General features: G+C 67.5%; 14 protein-coding genes. 11 read left to right on the forward strand and 3 right to left on the reverse strand.

Going from position 1 to position 14,797, the window contains the following annotated elements; all coding sequences use genetic code 11:
* Positions 1-57: 57 nt before the first annotated feature.
* Together ASG77_RS00425 and ASG77_RS22095 are read left to right on the forward strand one after the other, a co-directional pair.
* Positions 58-2,880, forward strand: coding sequence for an ATP-dependent RNA helicase (locus tag ASG77_RS00425; protein ID WP_056339670.1), 2,823 nt, complete (start codon positions 58-60; stop codon positions 2,878-2,880).
* 164 nt (positions 2,881-3,044) lie between these two features.
* Complete coding sequence (locus tag ASG77_RS22095) at positions 3,045-3,188, forward strand: hypothetical protein (RefSeq protein ID WP_162254907.1); 144 nt, start codon at positions 3,045-3,047, stop codon at positions 3,186-3,188.
* A 27-nt stretch (positions 3,189-3,215) separates the two neighbouring features.
* Here the strand turns inward: ASG77_RS22095 and ASG77_RS00430 are convergent, their stop codons facing one another.
* Positions 3,216-3,893, reverse strand: coding sequence for an alpha/beta hydrolase family protein (locus ASG77_RS00430; RefSeq protein ID WP_056339673.1), 678 nt, complete (start codon positions 3,891-3,893; stop codon positions 3,216-3,218).
* A 79-nt stretch (positions 3,894-3,972) separates the two neighbouring features.
* Between ASG77_RS00430 and ligD the strand changes: the two genes are divergently transcribed.
* Positions 3,973-4,995, forward strand: a complete 1,023-nt coding sequence (gene ligD, locus ASG77_RS00435; protein WP_056339675.1) for a non-homologous end-joining DNA ligase — start codon at positions 3,973-3,975, stop codon at positions 4,993-4,995.
* A gap of 15 nt (positions 4,996-5,010) precedes the next feature.
* Here the strand turns inward: ligD and ASG77_RS00440 are convergent, their stop codons facing one another.
* On the reverse strand, positions 5,011-5,631 hold the full coding sequence (locus tag ASG77_RS00440) for an L-threonylcarbamoyladenylate synthase (protein ID WP_056339678.1): 621 nt from the start codon (positions 5,629-5,631) through the stop codon (positions 5,011-5,013).
* Between the two features lie 142 nt (positions 5,632-5,773).
* On the opposite strand from ASG77_RS00440, the gene ASG77_RS00445 reads away from it, so the two are divergent.
* Positions 5,774-6,529 (forward strand): ZIP family metal transporter, encoded by a 756-nt coding sequence (locus tag ASG77_RS00445; RefSeq protein ID WP_056339681.1) that lies wholly within the window; start codon positions 5,774-5,776, stop codon positions 6,527-6,529.
* Positions 6,530-6,549: 20 nt separating this feature from the next.
* On the opposite strand, the gene ASG77_RS00450 is transcribed toward ASG77_RS00445, so the two are convergent.
* Positions 6,550-8,523, reverse strand: coding sequence for a hypothetical protein (locus ASG77_RS00450; RefSeq protein WP_056339684.1), 1,974 nt, complete (start codon positions 8,521-8,523; stop codon positions 6,550-6,552).
* A gap of 178 nt (positions 8,524-8,701) precedes the next feature.
* On the opposite strand from ASG77_RS00450, the gene ASG77_RS00455 reads away from it, so the two are divergent.
* From ASG77_RS00455 to ASG77_RS00485, 7 genes are all read left to right on the forward strand, one after another.
* Positions 8,702-10,654, forward strand: a complete 1,953-nt coding sequence (locus ASG77_RS00455) for a DUF4118 domain-containing protein (protein WP_056341462.1) — start codon at positions 8,702-8,704, stop codon at positions 10,652-10,654.
* The gene (locus ASG77_RS00460; protein WP_082575764.1) at positions 10,651-11,370 is read left to right on the forward strand and encodes a response regulator; all 720 of its coding nucleotides are present in this window, start codon (positions 10,651-10,653) and stop codon (positions 11,368-11,370) included. The genes ASG77_RS00455 and ASG77_RS00460 overlap by 4 nt, the downstream gene beginning before the upstream one ends.
* 110 nt (positions 11,371-11,480) lie before the next feature.
* Positions 11,481-11,912 carry a VOC family protein gene (locus ASG77_RS00465; RefSeq protein ID WP_056339687.1) on the forward strand — a complete coding sequence of 144 codons (432 nt, stop codon included), beginning with the start codon at positions 11,481-11,483 and terminating at the stop codon, positions 11,910-11,912.
* A gap of 175 nt (positions 11,913-12,087) precedes the next feature.
* Positions 12,088-12,603: an HAD domain-containing protein gene (locus tag ASG77_RS00470; protein ID WP_056339690.1), complete on the forward strand. Its 516-nt coding sequence runs from the start codon at positions 12,088-12,090 to the stop codon at positions 12,601-12,603.
* 148 nt (positions 12,604-12,751) lie between these two features.
* Entirely contained in the window at positions 12,752-13,969 is a 1,218-nt protein-coding gene (locus ASG77_RS00475; RefSeq protein WP_056339693.1) for an inorganic phosphate transporter, read from the forward strand.
* The gene (locus ASG77_RS00480) at positions 13,966-14,187 is read left to right on the forward strand and encodes a hypothetical protein (protein WP_056339696.1); all 222 of its coding nucleotides are present in this window, start codon (positions 13,966-13,968) and stop codon (positions 14,185-14,187) included. The genes ASG77_RS00475 and ASG77_RS00480 overlap by 4 nt, the downstream gene beginning before the upstream one ends.
* Positions 14,188-14,225: 38 nt before the next feature.
* Complete coding sequence (locus tag ASG77_RS00485) at positions 14,226-14,783, forward strand: dihydrofolate reductase family protein (protein ID WP_056339699.1); 558 nt, start codon at positions 14,226-14,228, stop codon at positions 14,781-14,783.
* Positions 14,784-14,797: the final 14 nt, after the last annotated feature.

Genomic DNA, 14,797 nt, shown 5'->3' on the forward strand with positions numbered 1-14,797 from the left:
ACGTATCCCACCGCACGTGCGCTGACGACGGCGGGGGATTGCGGCGACAATGGACGGGTGACATCGCCAACCGACTCCGCCGCCGTCCCTGCTGGCACCCCTGGTGCCGGCACCTTTGACCTGGCGGTCATCGGCACCGGCCTGGCCTTTGCCGAGTCGCTCGCGGAGCTGTCCTCTGTGCTGCGCGCCGGCGGAGCGTCGGGTACGGCAGTGGTGCAGGCACCGCCCGGCACCGGCAAAACAACGCTTGTCCCGCCGCTGCTCGCCAATCTTGCCGCGCCTGCAGGAATGGCCCGGCGCGTGGTGGTCACCCAGCCGCGGCGCGTCGCGGCGCGTGCCGCCGCCCGGCGACTGGCCTCATTGGACGGCAGCCGGATCGGAGACCGCGTGGGGTACACCGTCCGCGGTGAACGCCACGCCGGGCCCGCCACCCTGGTGGAGTTTGTCACACCGGGCATCCTGCTGCGGCGCTTGCTCGATGATCCCGGCCTGGAAAGCACGGGCGCGGTCATCCTGGACGAGGTCCATGAACGCGGCCTCGAGACCGACCTGCTGGTGGGGATGCTCGCCGAAGTTCGGCAGCTCCGCGGCGACCTCACGCTGGTCGCCATGTCCGCCACACTGGACGCGCCCCGCTTCGCCGCCCTGATCGGGGGCACAGCCGGGAATTCAGCAACCGGACCGACCGAGTCAGGACAGGCAGGGACAGCGGACGACGGCGGCGGGCCGGCTCCCGTCGTCGACTGCCCCTCAGCGCTGTACCCCCTGGAAGTGGAGTGGGTACCCGCCGCCGGGGCGCGGCTGGATGACCGTGGGGTCACGCGCGGATTCCTCGACCACGTGGCCGATACCGCCGCGCAGGCCCACACCGCCGCCGTGGCGGAGGACGCGCGCACCGATGCGCTGGTCTTTGTCCCGGGAGCCTGGGAGGTTTCCTATGTGGCGGCCCGCCTCCGCGGCCGGGCTGCCCCCGGAACTGAGGTGCTGGAGCTCCACGGCCAGGTCAGTCCAGCCGAACAGGACCAGGCAGTGTCGGGGCGCCGGCCGGGCGGCCCGGCACGGATCATCGTGTCCACGGATCTGGCCGAGTCATCCCTGACCGTCCCTGGGGTGCGCCTCGTCATCGATTCCGGGCTGACCCGCGAACCCCGCCGCGATGCCAGCCGCGGCATGTCCGGACTGGTCACTGTTTCCTGCTCCCGGGCATCCGCGGAGCAGCGGGCCGGCCGGGCCGCACGGCAGGGCCCGGGCCGGGTGGTCCGGTGCTACGACCAGCGGACCTATGGCGCCGCGCCGGCGCACGTGACGCCGGAAATCGCCGTCGCGGACCTGACCGGTGCTGCGCTGGTCCTGGCCTGCTGGGGATCACCTGGCGGCGCCGGGCTGGCGCTGCCGGATGCGCCTCCCGCAGCAGCCATGGGCGAGGCTGTCGAAGTCCTGCGCGAGCTTGGAGCAGTGGCTGGCGACGGGCACGCCACTTCGCTGGGGAGGATGCTGGCCAGGGTCCCGGCCGATCCGCGGCTGGCCCGCGCACTGCTCGACGGCGCCGCGGCCGTAGGTCACCGCGCCGCAGCGGAAGCGGTGGCACTCGTAGCCGGGGACCAGCGGGCCCCGGGGGCCGACCTCACCAGGCTCCTGTCCGGCCTCCGCACCGGAAAGGACCCCGCCGCCAGGCGCTGGGCGGAGGACGTCCGCCGGCTGGAGGGCATTGCGCGGACTGAAGGCGCCGCCGTCGGCACATCCGGCATCGCCTCCCTGGTCAGTACCGCGCCGGTGACCGCGGCGGAGGCGGTGGGCGTCGTCGTCGCGCTGGCGTTCCCGGACCGTGTGGCCCGGCGCGTCCCGGGTGATGGCCCGGCCCGGTACCTGCTGTCGTCCGGCACACGCGCGGGGTTGCCGGCGGGCAGTCCGCTGACCGGGCATGAGTGGCTGGCGGTGGCGGAAGTTTCGCGTGCCGCCGGCCGGGACGCAGCCGGTACCGGCGCGGTCATCCGGTCCGCCGCGCCGCTGAGCGCCGACACCGCCGAGGCCGCCGCCGGGCACCTCCTGACCGACACGGTGGAAGCGCAATTCAGCCAGGGCCGGGTGAAGGCCAGGCGGGAACGCCGGCTGGGTGCCATCAGCCTGTCCTCCACCCCCGTCCGCCCCTCCGCCGAGGAGGGCCGTGGCGCCGTGGCCCGTGCCCTCGCCAAGGAGGGGCTGGGGACCATCGGATGGTCGACGGCGGCTGACACGTTGCGCCGCCGCCTCGCCTTGCTGCGCCGCGAACTGGGCGAGCCGTGGCCCGACGTTTCCGAACCGGCCCTGCTGGCCCGGCTGGACTCCTGGCTGGGACCCGAGCTTGAAGCGCTGGCCAGCGGCGCCGCCACCAACAGCATCGACCTCACCGACCCCCTGCGGCGGCTGCTGCCCTGGCCGGAGGCGGTCCGCCTGGCGGAGCTGGCACCGGAGGCACTGAAAGTACCCAGCGGATCGATGGTGCGGATTGACTACCCCGAGGTGTCGGACAAGGGGGCGTCAGGCGTTCCCGGGTCAGGCGGTGCGGGGTCAAACCTTGCCGCACCGGACCCGGCAGGACCCGAGGCAGCATCTGGGCAGAAAGGTACGGACGACGGCGGCCGGCCGGTTGTCGCGGTCAAGCTGCAGGAGTGCTTTGGCTGGACTGAGACCCCCCGGCTGGTGGACGGCAGGGTTCCTGTCCTCTTCCACCTGCTGTCGCCCGCGCGGCGGCCGCTCGCCGTGACGGACGACCTGGCATCGTTCTGGTCCGGGCCGTACGCGCAGGTGCGGTCCGAGATGCGTGGCCGCTACCCCAGGCATCCCTGGCCGGAGGATCCGTGGACGGCACCGCCGACGGCCCGGACCAAAGCCCGCATGTAGCGCCGGCCCGCCGGCGGCCCTTCTTTCGCTGGTTGCACCGGTGAGATGTCCGATACGTCGCCGAAACGTTGCGTCGACGCGCTGAAACATCGTGCAGTTAGGCTCGTTCCTACTTGGACAACGTGGTCCAGACCACCACACGAAGGGACACAATAATGTTGCTTTTGAGTAGCCTGAACTTCCTTTTTGACGCTGGCCGCGGAGAGGGTAGCCGCCCGCACAGTGGCGGGATCGGGAAGACCGATTTCCCCACCGGCCGGCTGACCTCCACCGCCTGGGAAGGCTGGTGGCACGAGGACGCTGCGTAACCGGGCCGTTACGGCTGGCCGGATGGGTTAGCCGCGGCTCCTCATGAACTCGGCCACCTTCGGCGCCAGCGACGCTCCGATCTCTGCAGGGTCGCGTTTCTTTCCTGCGACGGCGAAGGAATGGTCACCGCCGGCGATCCAGTCAAGGACAGCTGACGGGCCGATCCGGGCGACCACGCCCTCCAGCAGATCCGGCGTCGCAAAGGTGTCGCGCGTGCCCTGCAGGAACAACATGGGGAGCGTGAGCCCGTAGAGGTGCTCGTCGCGGAGCTTTTCAGGCTTTCCGGGCGGGTGGAGGGGATAGCCGAGGTAGACGAGCCCGGCACAGTCCATTCCGTCGGCAACTGCCATGGACGCCATCCGGCCGCCGAACGATTTGCCGGCAGCCCACACCGGTCCGGTATCACCGTGCTCGGTTCCTCGCCGAATTGCTTCATGCATGGCGGCGCGCCAGGCGGCGATGGCTGCCGGCGGCCGGTCCGGGAATTTTCGGCCGGCCTCGCGGTAGGGGAAGTTGAAGCGCAAGGTGGCAACGCCGTCGTCGTTCAGTCCACGGGTGAAACCGCTCATGAACGGGTGCTCCATACCGGCGCCTGCCCCGTGCGCCAGCACCAGGGTGGCGAAGGGGCTGTCCGGGCGGGCGTAAACGCCGGAGACCTCAACGTCGCCGACGGGAAAGGTGACAGGGGATTCAGCTACGGCCATAGGTCCATGATGCCGGATCACCGGCAGCCCTGGGTGCCGAGGTGCTGACGCCACGCGTGGCGCAGGGTAGGTTGTCCCCATGGCGAGCGAACAGACCACCCTCACTGTCCCGGGACCGCACGGCGAGCGCGAGATGCGCGTTTCCAGCCCCAGCAGGGTGCTCTGGCCGGATCTCGGTCTGACCAAGCTGGACCTCGCACGCTACATGGTGGATGTGGGGGAGGCGTTCATCGCCGCGAACGGTGACCGGCCGGTGGCGCTGCAGAGGTACTCGGACAATGTCGAGGGCGACCAGTTCTTTTCGAAGAACCCGCCCAAGGGAGCACCTGACTTCATCCGGTCAGTGAATGTGACGTTTCCGAGCGCACGCTCGCACCCCATGCTGGTCCTGGACGAACCCGCCGCGGCCGTATGGGCCGTGCAGATGAATACAGTGGTGTTCCACCCGTGGCCGTCCCATACAGCGAACACCGATAACCCGGACCAGCTGCGCATCGACCTTGACCCGCAGCCGGGCACAGACTTCGATGACGCCGTCCCGGCTGCCCTGGCGCTGAAGGAGGTGCTGGCGGAGGCCGGGCTGGAGACGTTCATCAAGACATCGGGGAACCGCGGCCTGCACGTCTACGCTCCCATCGAGCCCAACCACGAATTCCTGGACGTCCGCCATGCGGTGATCGCTGCGGCCCGCGAGCTGGAGCGGCGGATGCCGGACAAGGTCACCACGGCCTGGTGGAAGGAGGAACGCGGCGTGAAGGTGTTCCTGGACTTCAACCAGGCGAACCGCGACCGGACCATCGCCGGCGCGTACAGCCCCCGCGCGCTGGCCCATGCGCCGGTCTCCTGCCCCATCAGTTGGGACGAACTGGGCAGCGCGGATCCCAAGGAATTCACTATCCTGACGGTCCCGGAGCGGCTCAGGACCGTGGGTGATCCCTGGGCAGACATGAAGGAACATCCGGGCACCATGGACGTGCTGTTGGAGTGGTGGGAGCGGGACCTCAATGCCGGGCTCGGCGAACTGCCGTTCCCGCCGGACTACCCGAAGATGCCCGGTGAGCCCCCGCGGGTGCAGCCGAGCCGGGCCCGCAAACAGGACTGAGTCCGTCCGAGCCCGCTACTCGAACCGGGACGGGTCGCCGGTGCCGCGACGCACCACCTCGGCCACCCCGCTGGAATAGTCGATCACCGTGGTGGGCTCTGCCCCGCAGTCGCCGGAATCGATGACGGCGTCCACCTCGTGCTCGAGCCGTTCCTTGATTTCCCAGCCTTGGGTCAGCGGGTCTTCTTCATCCGGGAGCAGCAGGGTGCTGGAGAGCAGCGGTTCGCCAAGCTCGGCCAGCAGCGCCTGGACCACGCGGTTGTCCGGGATCCGTACGCCCACGGTCTTCTTCTTCGGGTGCAGGAGCCGGCGCGGCACTTCCTTGGTGGCCGGCAGGATAAACGTGTAGCTGCCGGGCGTGACGGCTTTGATGGCGCGGAAGACGTCGTTGCCGATGTTCACGAACTGGCCCAGCTGGGCGAAGTCCTTGCACACCAGCGTGAAGTGGTGCTTGTCGTCGAGTTTGCGGATATTCCGGATCCGGTCCAGCGCCTCCTTGTTGCCCAGCTGGGCCCCGAGGGCGTAGCAGGAGTCCGTGGGGTAGGCGATCAGCCCGCCGTCGAGCACGATCTTCACGGCCTGCATGATCGCGCGGGGCTGGGGATCCTGGGGATGAACATCAAAGTATCTGGCCATGCTCCTGAGCCTACGACAATTGGCGCCCTGGCCAGTAGACAGGCACGGCGCCGTGCGTGCAACGCTGAGGGAGGATAGGTTCAGGGCCTAGGGGTTCAGTCAGCAGGGTGAGTCCTGTGCGGGGCGAACGAAAGGTGGCAGCATGCCGGTGTGGCTGCAGGCGTTGATGTGGGGAACCGTGTCCGGTGCCGCCCTGGTGCTGGGGGCCGCCGCGTCATGGAAATGGGCCATCCCCTCAAAACTTGTCTCCTCGATCATGTCCTTTGGGGCGGGCGTGCTGATCTCGGCCCTGGCGTTCGAGCTCGTCGCTGACGCGGTTGAGGGAGGGGGCCTGTGGCCCACTGTGGCCGGCTTCCTGGCCGGCTCCGTGGTCTACGTCGGAGCAAACATGCTCCTGACCCGGGCCGGCGCAAAACACCGCAAACGCTCGGGTGGCCAGCAACCGTCGGAGCAGGACAGCCCGGGCAGCGGCACGGCAATCGCCTTCGGCGCCCTCCTGGACGGGATCCCGGAGTCCATAGTGCTCGGCGTCGGACTCATCACCGCGGGATCGGTCAGTCCGGCCATGCTTGTGGCCGTGTTCATCTCCAACGTTCCCGAGGGTCTGTCCGGAACTGCCGGGATGAAAAAGGCAGGCCGCAGTACCGGCTACATCTTTGGGGTGTGGGGAGGCATCGCCGTGATGTGCGGGCTCGCCTCACTGATCGGGTACGTGGCGCTGGAGGACGCTTCGGACGCCGTGATCGCCTTCATCACCGCGATCGCGGCGGGCGGGATCCTGGCGATGATCGCTGACACCATGATCCCCGAGGCGTTCGAAGAGCATCACAACCTGACGGGACTGACCGCTTCCGTAGGGTTCCTGACAGCCTTCACGGTCCACCAGCTCAGGGGGTGACCTCCCGCCGTCGTCAACGGTCAGCCCACGTGCACCCACGGCCGCTTGGTGACATCCGGTTCGGCTTCGCGCAGGATCTCGCGCGTCACGGGAGCGATCTCGCCTTCGCCCAGCACCAGGAAGCGCAGGAGGTTCACGGCAGGATTTCCTTCGGTCCAGCGGAAGTAGACGTGCGGCATCAGCCCGGTCACATCGCGGATGTGCAGGAGCACCGAGGCGATGGTGTTGGGCACAACCGGTCCATGGACTTCCAGGACGGCGAACCCGTGCCGCACCACACCCCGGACCTCCAGGGCCGTCTCGAAGTCGGAGGAATCGTCCACAGTGACTTCCAGGAACAGGGGCCGGTAATCAGAGGGGAAATGGCTTGCTTCGGTGGATGACGCCAGTTTCTGCCGGTAAGCGTCCGCCGACTGGCGAAGCGGTTCGTGGGCGATGATCCCGATGGGCCCGCTCAGATTCTCCGCCATGAACTCCAGGGCCTGGGTGTCCAGCCGGACGTGCGTGGCGTGCAGTTCGAAGGACCGCAGCACCCTCGAGAGCAGCGAGATGCTGATGATCCCCAGGATGAAGAAGCCGGCAATCCGGATGCCTTCGGGACGTTCAAAGATATTGGCGACCGTTGTGTAGACAAACAGCACCGTGATGATGCCAAAGCCGATGGTCCGCTTGCGCTGCTGAAGCCGGCGGGCCGAGAGTGTCACGGCCACTGCAGCCGAGGTCATCAGTACCAGGACGCCGGTGGCGTACGCCCCGCCCTGGGCATCGACGTCGGCCTCAAACAGCCAGGTGATCAGGAACCCGATCAGCGTGAAGACAAGCACAAGCGGCCGGACTGCCTTCGCCCACGCCGGGGCCATGCCGTACCGCGGCAGGTACCGGGGGACAAGGTTCAGCAGGCCGGCCATCGCGGACGCACCGGCGAACCACAGGATGGCGATGGTGCTCACGTCATACACCGTACCGAAGCCCGGCCCGAGGTATTCATGGGCCAGGAAGGCCAGCGCCCTGCCGTTGGCTTCGCCGCCCGGCAGGAACTCAGCCTCGGGGATCAGGACAACCGTGGTGAAGCTGCTGGTCACCAGGAAGGAACTCATGATCACGGCGGCGGTGGTCAGCATCCGCCGGGTCCCCTGGATCCGCCCGGCCGGGTTCTCCTGGGTGTCGGCCGCGCCGCCGCGGACCTGCGGCATCACCGCCACGCCGGTTTCAAAGCCGGACAGCCCCAGCGCCAGCTTGGGGAAGACGAGCAGGGCGATGGCTACCGCCATCAGCGGATTCCCGTGGGAGGTGTTAAGAGTCTGCCACCAGTCACCGACGGCCACCGGATGAGCGGCTGCCTCCGCGAGCGACCTCGCGATGACCACCACGTTGAGCCCCAGGTACAGGACCACCAGCACAACGGCGACGCCGATGGCCTCCTTGAACCCGCGCAGGAAAACGGCAGCGAGCAGGGCAAGCAGGATCAGCGTTACGGCCACCTCCTGCCCGTGCAGGGCGGCCGGTGCAAACGGATTCTCGATCAGGTGTGCCGTGGCATCGGCGGCGGACAGCGTCATGGTGATCATGAAGTCGGTGGCCGCGAAACCCAGCAGCACCAGCACCAGGAGCTTGCCCCGCCACTTGGGGAGCAGCCGCTCGAGCATGGCAATGGACCCTTCGCCGCGGTGGCTCTCGCCGGCAACCCGGCGGTAGACGGGGAGGGCGCCGAACAGAGTCACGGCCACCAGGACTAGCGTTGCCAAGGGGGAGATGGCACCGGCCGCGAGCGCCGCAATGGCCGGCTGGTAGCCCAGCGTGGAGAAGTAGTCCACTCCGGTCAGGCACATCACCTGCCACCAGTGGTGCTTCTTTTGTTCGTCCGCGAGCCCGCCCGGCCCCTGATGGGTGCCCTTGGCATCCTCCAATCCATGCAGCAGCCAACTGCCAAGGGCCTCCTTCCGCGTCGCACGGAGTGCCGAGGGATCGGCAGGGGGTCTGCTCATGGTGGTCATGAAAGCCTTTCAGTCTGCGGCACAGCACCGCGGGCACAGCCGAATCTAGTACTGCCCACTCGCCTTGGAACCGGATTCGGGCGGATCTTGACGCATCCTTAACGTCCGTATGACCAAAGCCACCAACCCCTGGAAAGGCCCGCACGGGACGTGGGGGTCCGGGTGGGAGAATGGCGGCATGGCACGGGAACGGATAGTCATTGGCCTCAACGGCAGCGATGACGCAGAACTGCTCATCCGGCGCGCCGCCAGGATTCTCGAAAGGACCGACGGCGGCGAGCTGGTGGCCGTCCACGTCCGCACCACGGGGGGAACCGCGGGGGAGTCTCCCCAGGTTTTGGAGGCACAGCGGCGGCTGGTCAATGACCTGGGCGGGACCTACCACACCGTTTCCGCGACGGATCCGGCCCCGGCCCTGCTCGATTACGCCCGCAAGTCCAGTGCCACCCATATTGTTGTGGGGCAGTCCCGCCGCGGACCGCTTGCCGGTGTGCTGGCAGGGTTGTTCGCCGGCGGCACCGTGGAAGCCCGGGTGGTCCGCGGTGCGGGGGACGTTGACGTCCAGGTTGTTCCCCGCGTCCCGCCCCAGCGGAACGCACCACGTCGGCGGCCTGACCTGGGCCGGACCAGGGTTGCTATTGGCTTTGCGCTCGCAGCAGCCCTGCCCGCCCTGCTGCAGCTGCTGCTCGCAGCCTTCGACCACAGCGTTGCCACCGCCGTCCTGATCCAGCTTGCCGGCGCCGTTGCGGTGGCGCTGGTGGGCGGGCTGTGGCCTGCCGTCGTCGGCGCGCTGTGGAGCAGCGTGCTGGTGAACTACTTTTCCACGCCGCCCCTGGCGGACCTGGCGATCAGTGATCCCCAGGACCTCCTGTCCCTGGCCGTTTTTGTGGGGGTGTCAGTGGCAGTCGCCGGGGTGGTGGACGGGTCTGCCCGCCGGTCCAAGGAGGCTGCCCGCGCGCAGGCGGAGGCTGCGACGCTGGGCGACCTCGCCCTGGGCGCCTCCCGTTCGGAGGACACCCTTGACGGGATCCTCGCAGAGGCCCTGGACGTTTTTGGCGCCACCGGCGCCGGTGTGTTCAGCTGCCGGGAGGGCACAGCGCAAGGTTCCGGTCCGACGTCGGGACCCTCCGGAGTCCGCGGTGCGGACGGCCGGATCTGGTCGCTTGTGGCCGCCGCGGGGGATACCGCCGGGTGGGAGCATGGCGTCACCGGACTGCCGGGCAGCACCGCGGAACCGGTCGACGCCGACACGCGGCTGGTGCTGTTCGGCCGGGACGTGCCATCAGGGGAAAGCCGGTTGCTGGGTGCGTTTGCGGTCCACGTGAAAGCCCAGCTGGAACGCCGCCAGCTGGCCGTCAGCCGGCGCGAGGTGCTGCGGCTGGCCGAAGGGAACTCCATGCGCACGGCGATCCTGCGGGCGGTGTCCCACGACCTGCGGACGCCCCTGGCGGGGATCAAGCTCGCCGCCGGTGGCTTGCTGCAGCGGACCGTCACCTATACGCCCGCGGAAGAACGGGAGCTGCTGGAAACCATTGACGAATGCTCGGACCGGCTGGACCAGCTGGTGGGAAACCTCTTGGACATGTCAAGGATCACCGCCGATTCCGTCCGGCCGCTGCTGGGACCCGTCCGGTGGAGCGAGGTTGTTGCCCCGGCCCTGCGCGGGCTCCCGGACGGTACAGTCCGGGTGGAGCTGCCCGCCAACATGCCCACAGTGGAAGCCGATCCGGTGCTGCTGGACCGCGTGATCGCGAACATTGTGGAGAACGCCGTCAAATACGCGCCGGGTTCGGGGATCACCATCACCGGCGCTTCCGACGGCATGGGTGCAGCCACGCTGGATGGCTATCCGTCCGGCGAACTGCGGATCATCGACCACGGCGCCGGTGTGCCCGCCGGGAAGGTGCTTGAGATGTTCCAGCCGTTCCAGCGGCTCCACGACCGGCCCCAGGCCACCGGAGTGGGTCTGGGCCTGGCCGTCGCCGACGGGTTCGTCAGGGCCATGGGCGGCACGCTGACTGCACAGGAAACTCCCGGCGGCGGGCTGACCATGGTGATCAGGCTGGCCCTTTCCACGGGCTCGCCGGGCGCGCGCCATGCGGCCGGCCAGCCGCGTCAGGAGGCCACGTGAATTCGGACCAGCCTGGTTCTTCCGGCATTCAAGGCAGCCGCCGGACCAGCGTGCTGGTTGTGGACGACGATCCCCACCTGCTGAAGGCACTCCGGATCACACTCCAGGCCCACGGCTACGCCGTGGAGTCAGCGTCCGACGGCGGCACAGCCCTGCGTGCTGTTTCCCACCGTCCGCCGGACGTGATGATCCTGGACCTCGGACTGCCGGACCTGGATGGCGCGGAAGTCCTGCGGGAACTCCGTCGGTGGAGCAACCTGCCCGTACTGGTGCTGTCCGCGCGCCACGGCTCATCGGACAAAGTCGACGCCCTCGATGCAGGTGCGGATGACTACATCACCAAGCCGTTCGGACTCGACGAGCTGTTGGCCCGCCTGCGTGCGCTCCTGCGTCGCGTTCCGGATCCGGCGTCGGCACCCACGGTGGCCGCATCCTCCTTCACCGTGGACTTGGCCCAGCGGCAGGTCACGAGGGACGGGGACATCGTCCGGCTGACGCCGACCGAATGGAACATCCTGGAGCTCCTGGTCCGGAACCCTGCCCGGCTGGTGACCCAGCAGCAGCTGCTGCTGGACGTCTGGGGACCGGCCTACCAGACGGAAGCCAACTACCTGCGGGTGTACATGGCCCAGTTGCGGCGGAAGCTGGAGGCCGACCCCGGGAAACCCCGCCACCTCCTCACGGAGCCCGGTATGGGGTACCGTTTTATGCCGTGAAACCTGCGGGGAAACAGAGCGCGGTGAGCCCTATGAACGCGGCGGGAAGTGCGGCAGGATGTTGACTGTTCCGATTCCGTTTCAGTTCTGTACTTCAAGGAGAACCGGCCATGCCAACGACGCTCAACCCCTATCTTGGCTTCCGCGAAAACGCCCGTGAGGCGATGACCTTCTACCAGTCCGTCTTCGGCGGCGACCTGGCCCTCAGCACGTTCGGGGAGTTCCACGCCAGCGAAGATCCGGCGGAAGCCGACAAAATCATGCACGGCATGCTGACGGCCAGCAACGGCCTGGTCCTGATGGGGGCGGATACACCTAACGGCATGGACCTCGCGACCGGCAGCTCCATTTCGGTTTCGCTCAGCGGCGATGACGAAGCTGAGCTGCGCGGCTATTGGGAAAAGCTGTCCGCCGGCGGCGGCACGGTCACCGTTCCCTTGGAACCGGCGCCGTGGGGCGACATCTTCGGCATGTGCACTGACCGATTCGGGACTGCGTGGCTGGTCAACGTCAACAACCCCCAGGCCGCTCCCGCGTCATAGGCTCCCACGTCAAAGCAGGACAGAGAACGACGGACCAAAGGCGTTCTCTGCCGAGGAGACACTCCTTATTCGCGAGTCCTTGAGGAGGGGCTGGGCGCAGTGCAACCATTGATGCGTGCAGCCCCGCAATCACTTAGGGGCCGTTCCTGGCCTGCCGGCCTGACCGGGAGCGGCAGTGCGGAACGTCACCCTGTACCTGGACGTCGACGGCGTCGTTTGCCCGTTCGGAGCAACGGGCACGACGCCATGGGGTTCCGGCTGGCTACTTGCGAACGCCGGCGTGCTCGAAGTGGCGTATGCGGGCCAGTTGGTTGACGGGCTGAACCGGCTTTCCCGGTTGCCTGGAGTCCGGTGCGTGTGGCTCACCAGCTGGGAGGAGATGGCCGCGGAATACTTATGCCCTGCCATCGGACTTGCGGGCGGCCACTGGCCCTGCCTGACAGCGGATGGTGCCGGAACGGGGGAGGGCTGGTGGAAGCTTGCCGCCCTCCTGGAGGACCTGGCGGCCAACACCCCGGATGGCATCGTGTGGATTGACGACCAGCTCCGCTATGAACAGGAAGCACTGGCGTGGGCCGGATTCCTGGGCCGACGCATCCTCACGGTGTCGCCCGATCCGCGCCGGGGAATCTCTCCCGCCGAACTGGCCGCCGTCGGTGGGTTTGTCACGGAGCAGCTGTTTTTGACCTGATGCCATGGACGCGTACGATCGATGAGGTTTCAAGCCGGTTCTGTTAACGCCACAGGTCATTTCACGTGAACTGCAGGTGAATTATTCTTTCCAGGGCCGCCGGGGGTTATGGAACTGCTGAACCTCGACTCTGCAGATTGGGCAACAGGTGGATATCACCTTTATGGTGGCGCTGGTCATCGGACTGGCATTATTTTTCGACTTCACAAATGGGTTCCATGACACCGCCAATGCGATGGCTACGCCCATCGCCACCGGTGCCATCAAACCGAAGACCGCCGTGACTCTCGCGGCAATCCTGAACCTGGTGGGTGCCTTCCTCTCGACGGAAGTGGCCAAAACAGTCTCCGGCGGCATCATCCGGGAAGGCTCCGACGGTGTCCAGATCACGCCGGACATTATTTTCGCCGGGCTTATGGGCGCCATCCTCTGGAACATGATCACCTGGCTCAAGGGACTGCCGTCGAGCTCATCCCATGCGCTCTTCGGCGGGCTGATCGGCGCGGCCATCGCCGGCATCGGGTTCAATTCCGTGAACCTGGAAACCCTGCTGCAGAAGGTCATCCTGCCCGCCATTTTCGCCCCGCTCATTGCCGGCCTGGTGGCGTACCTCTGCACCCGGCTCGCGTATGCCTTGACTTCCCGGCACGATCCGGAAACCGGCAGCAAACTGACGCAGAAGCGCGGCGGGTTCCGCACCGGCCAGATCTTCACGTCCAGCCTCGTGGCGCTGGCCCACGGAACCAATGACGCCCAGAAGACCATGGGCATCATCACCCTGGTGCTGATTTCCGCCGGCACCCAGTCCCCGGGTTCGGGCCCGCAGTTCTGGGTCATCGCGGCATGTGCCCTGGCCATCGCCGTCGGCACCTACGCAGGTGGCTGGCGCATCATCCGGACCATGGGTTCCGGGCTCACCGAGGTCAAGCCTGCCCAGGGCTTCGCAGCCGAGACCAGCACCGCCTCTGCCATCCTTGCGTCTTCCCACCTGGGGTTCGCCCTGTCCACTACCCAGGTGGCGTCAGGGTCCGTCATCGGGTCCGGAATGGGCCGTAAGGGCACCACAGTGCGGTGGAACATGGTGGGCAGGATCGCCCTGGGCTGGCTGTTTACACTTCCCGCCGCCGGCGTTGTGGGCGCGCTGACCGCGCTTCTCGTGAAGACCGGCGTGGTGGGTGTGGTGATTGCCGCCGTCGCCGGCACCGCCGCGGTGCTGTTTATGTTCGCCTACTCCCGCAAGTCCGCGGTGGGCCACCACAATGCCGTGGAAGTCGAAGAAGCGGGCCAGGCCGTCCGCTTTTCCAAAAAGAAAGCCTTCGCCCGGGCCCGCGCCAAGGCGAACCAGCACAAGGATGTTCAGCGATGAAGTGGTTGGAACTCTTGACAGTGGCCGGCGCTACCCTGGTGTCCGCGGTGACCGTTGTGGTCCTGTACTCATTGGGCGTGCGGCTGACGGCCATCGCCGGTGACGCGCGGCAGGCCTCACCCCGGAGCAAGCGCTACTTCGCCTACACCTGCTTTGGCCTCTGCGGCATGGCTGTGATGTTCGGGCTGTACCTGATCATTCCTTACTTCAGCAAGTAGCCCTTCAGCCGTCCACACCGCAGCGCTACTCTGGTTCCATGTCCAGGATCCAGTATTTTGTCGCGGCCTCCATCGACGGGTTCATCGCCACCACGAAGGATGACCTCGCCTGGCTTCTCGAGTTCGACGGCTTCGAGGGCGGCAAGGAAAGCTACGAAACCTTCATGGCCGGCGTCGGCTGCATTGTTATGGGCGGCGAGACGTACGCCTGGCTGATGGAGCACGAACCCGGCAACTGGCCGTACCCTTCCACACCTTGTTATGTGTTCACCCGGCACGAGCACGTTGCCCCGGCCGGCACGGACATCACGTTCGTCCGCGGTCCCGTCCAGGAGTTCATCCAAGACTTTAAGGATCACGCCGGCGGGAAGAACGTCTGGGTGGTGGGTGGCGGCAACCTCGCTGCGCAGTTCGCCAGCGCAGGACTGCTGGATGACCTCATCCTTTCTGTCATCCCTGTGGTCCTGGGCGACGGCAAACGGCTGCTGCCATTGGAGGGCCCGACGTCGCCACTTGAGTTGACGGCGTCCCGCACCTTGGGACGGGGCATAGTGGAGCTCCGCTACACCTTCACGTCCCCGGTTCCGGCACGCTAGGGAGCTGAGCGGAC

The sequence above is a fragment of the Arthrobacter sp. Soil762 genome, assembly GCF_001428335.1.
GTDB lineage: Bacteria > Actinomycetota > Actinomycetes > Actinomycetales > Micrococcaceae > Arthrobacter.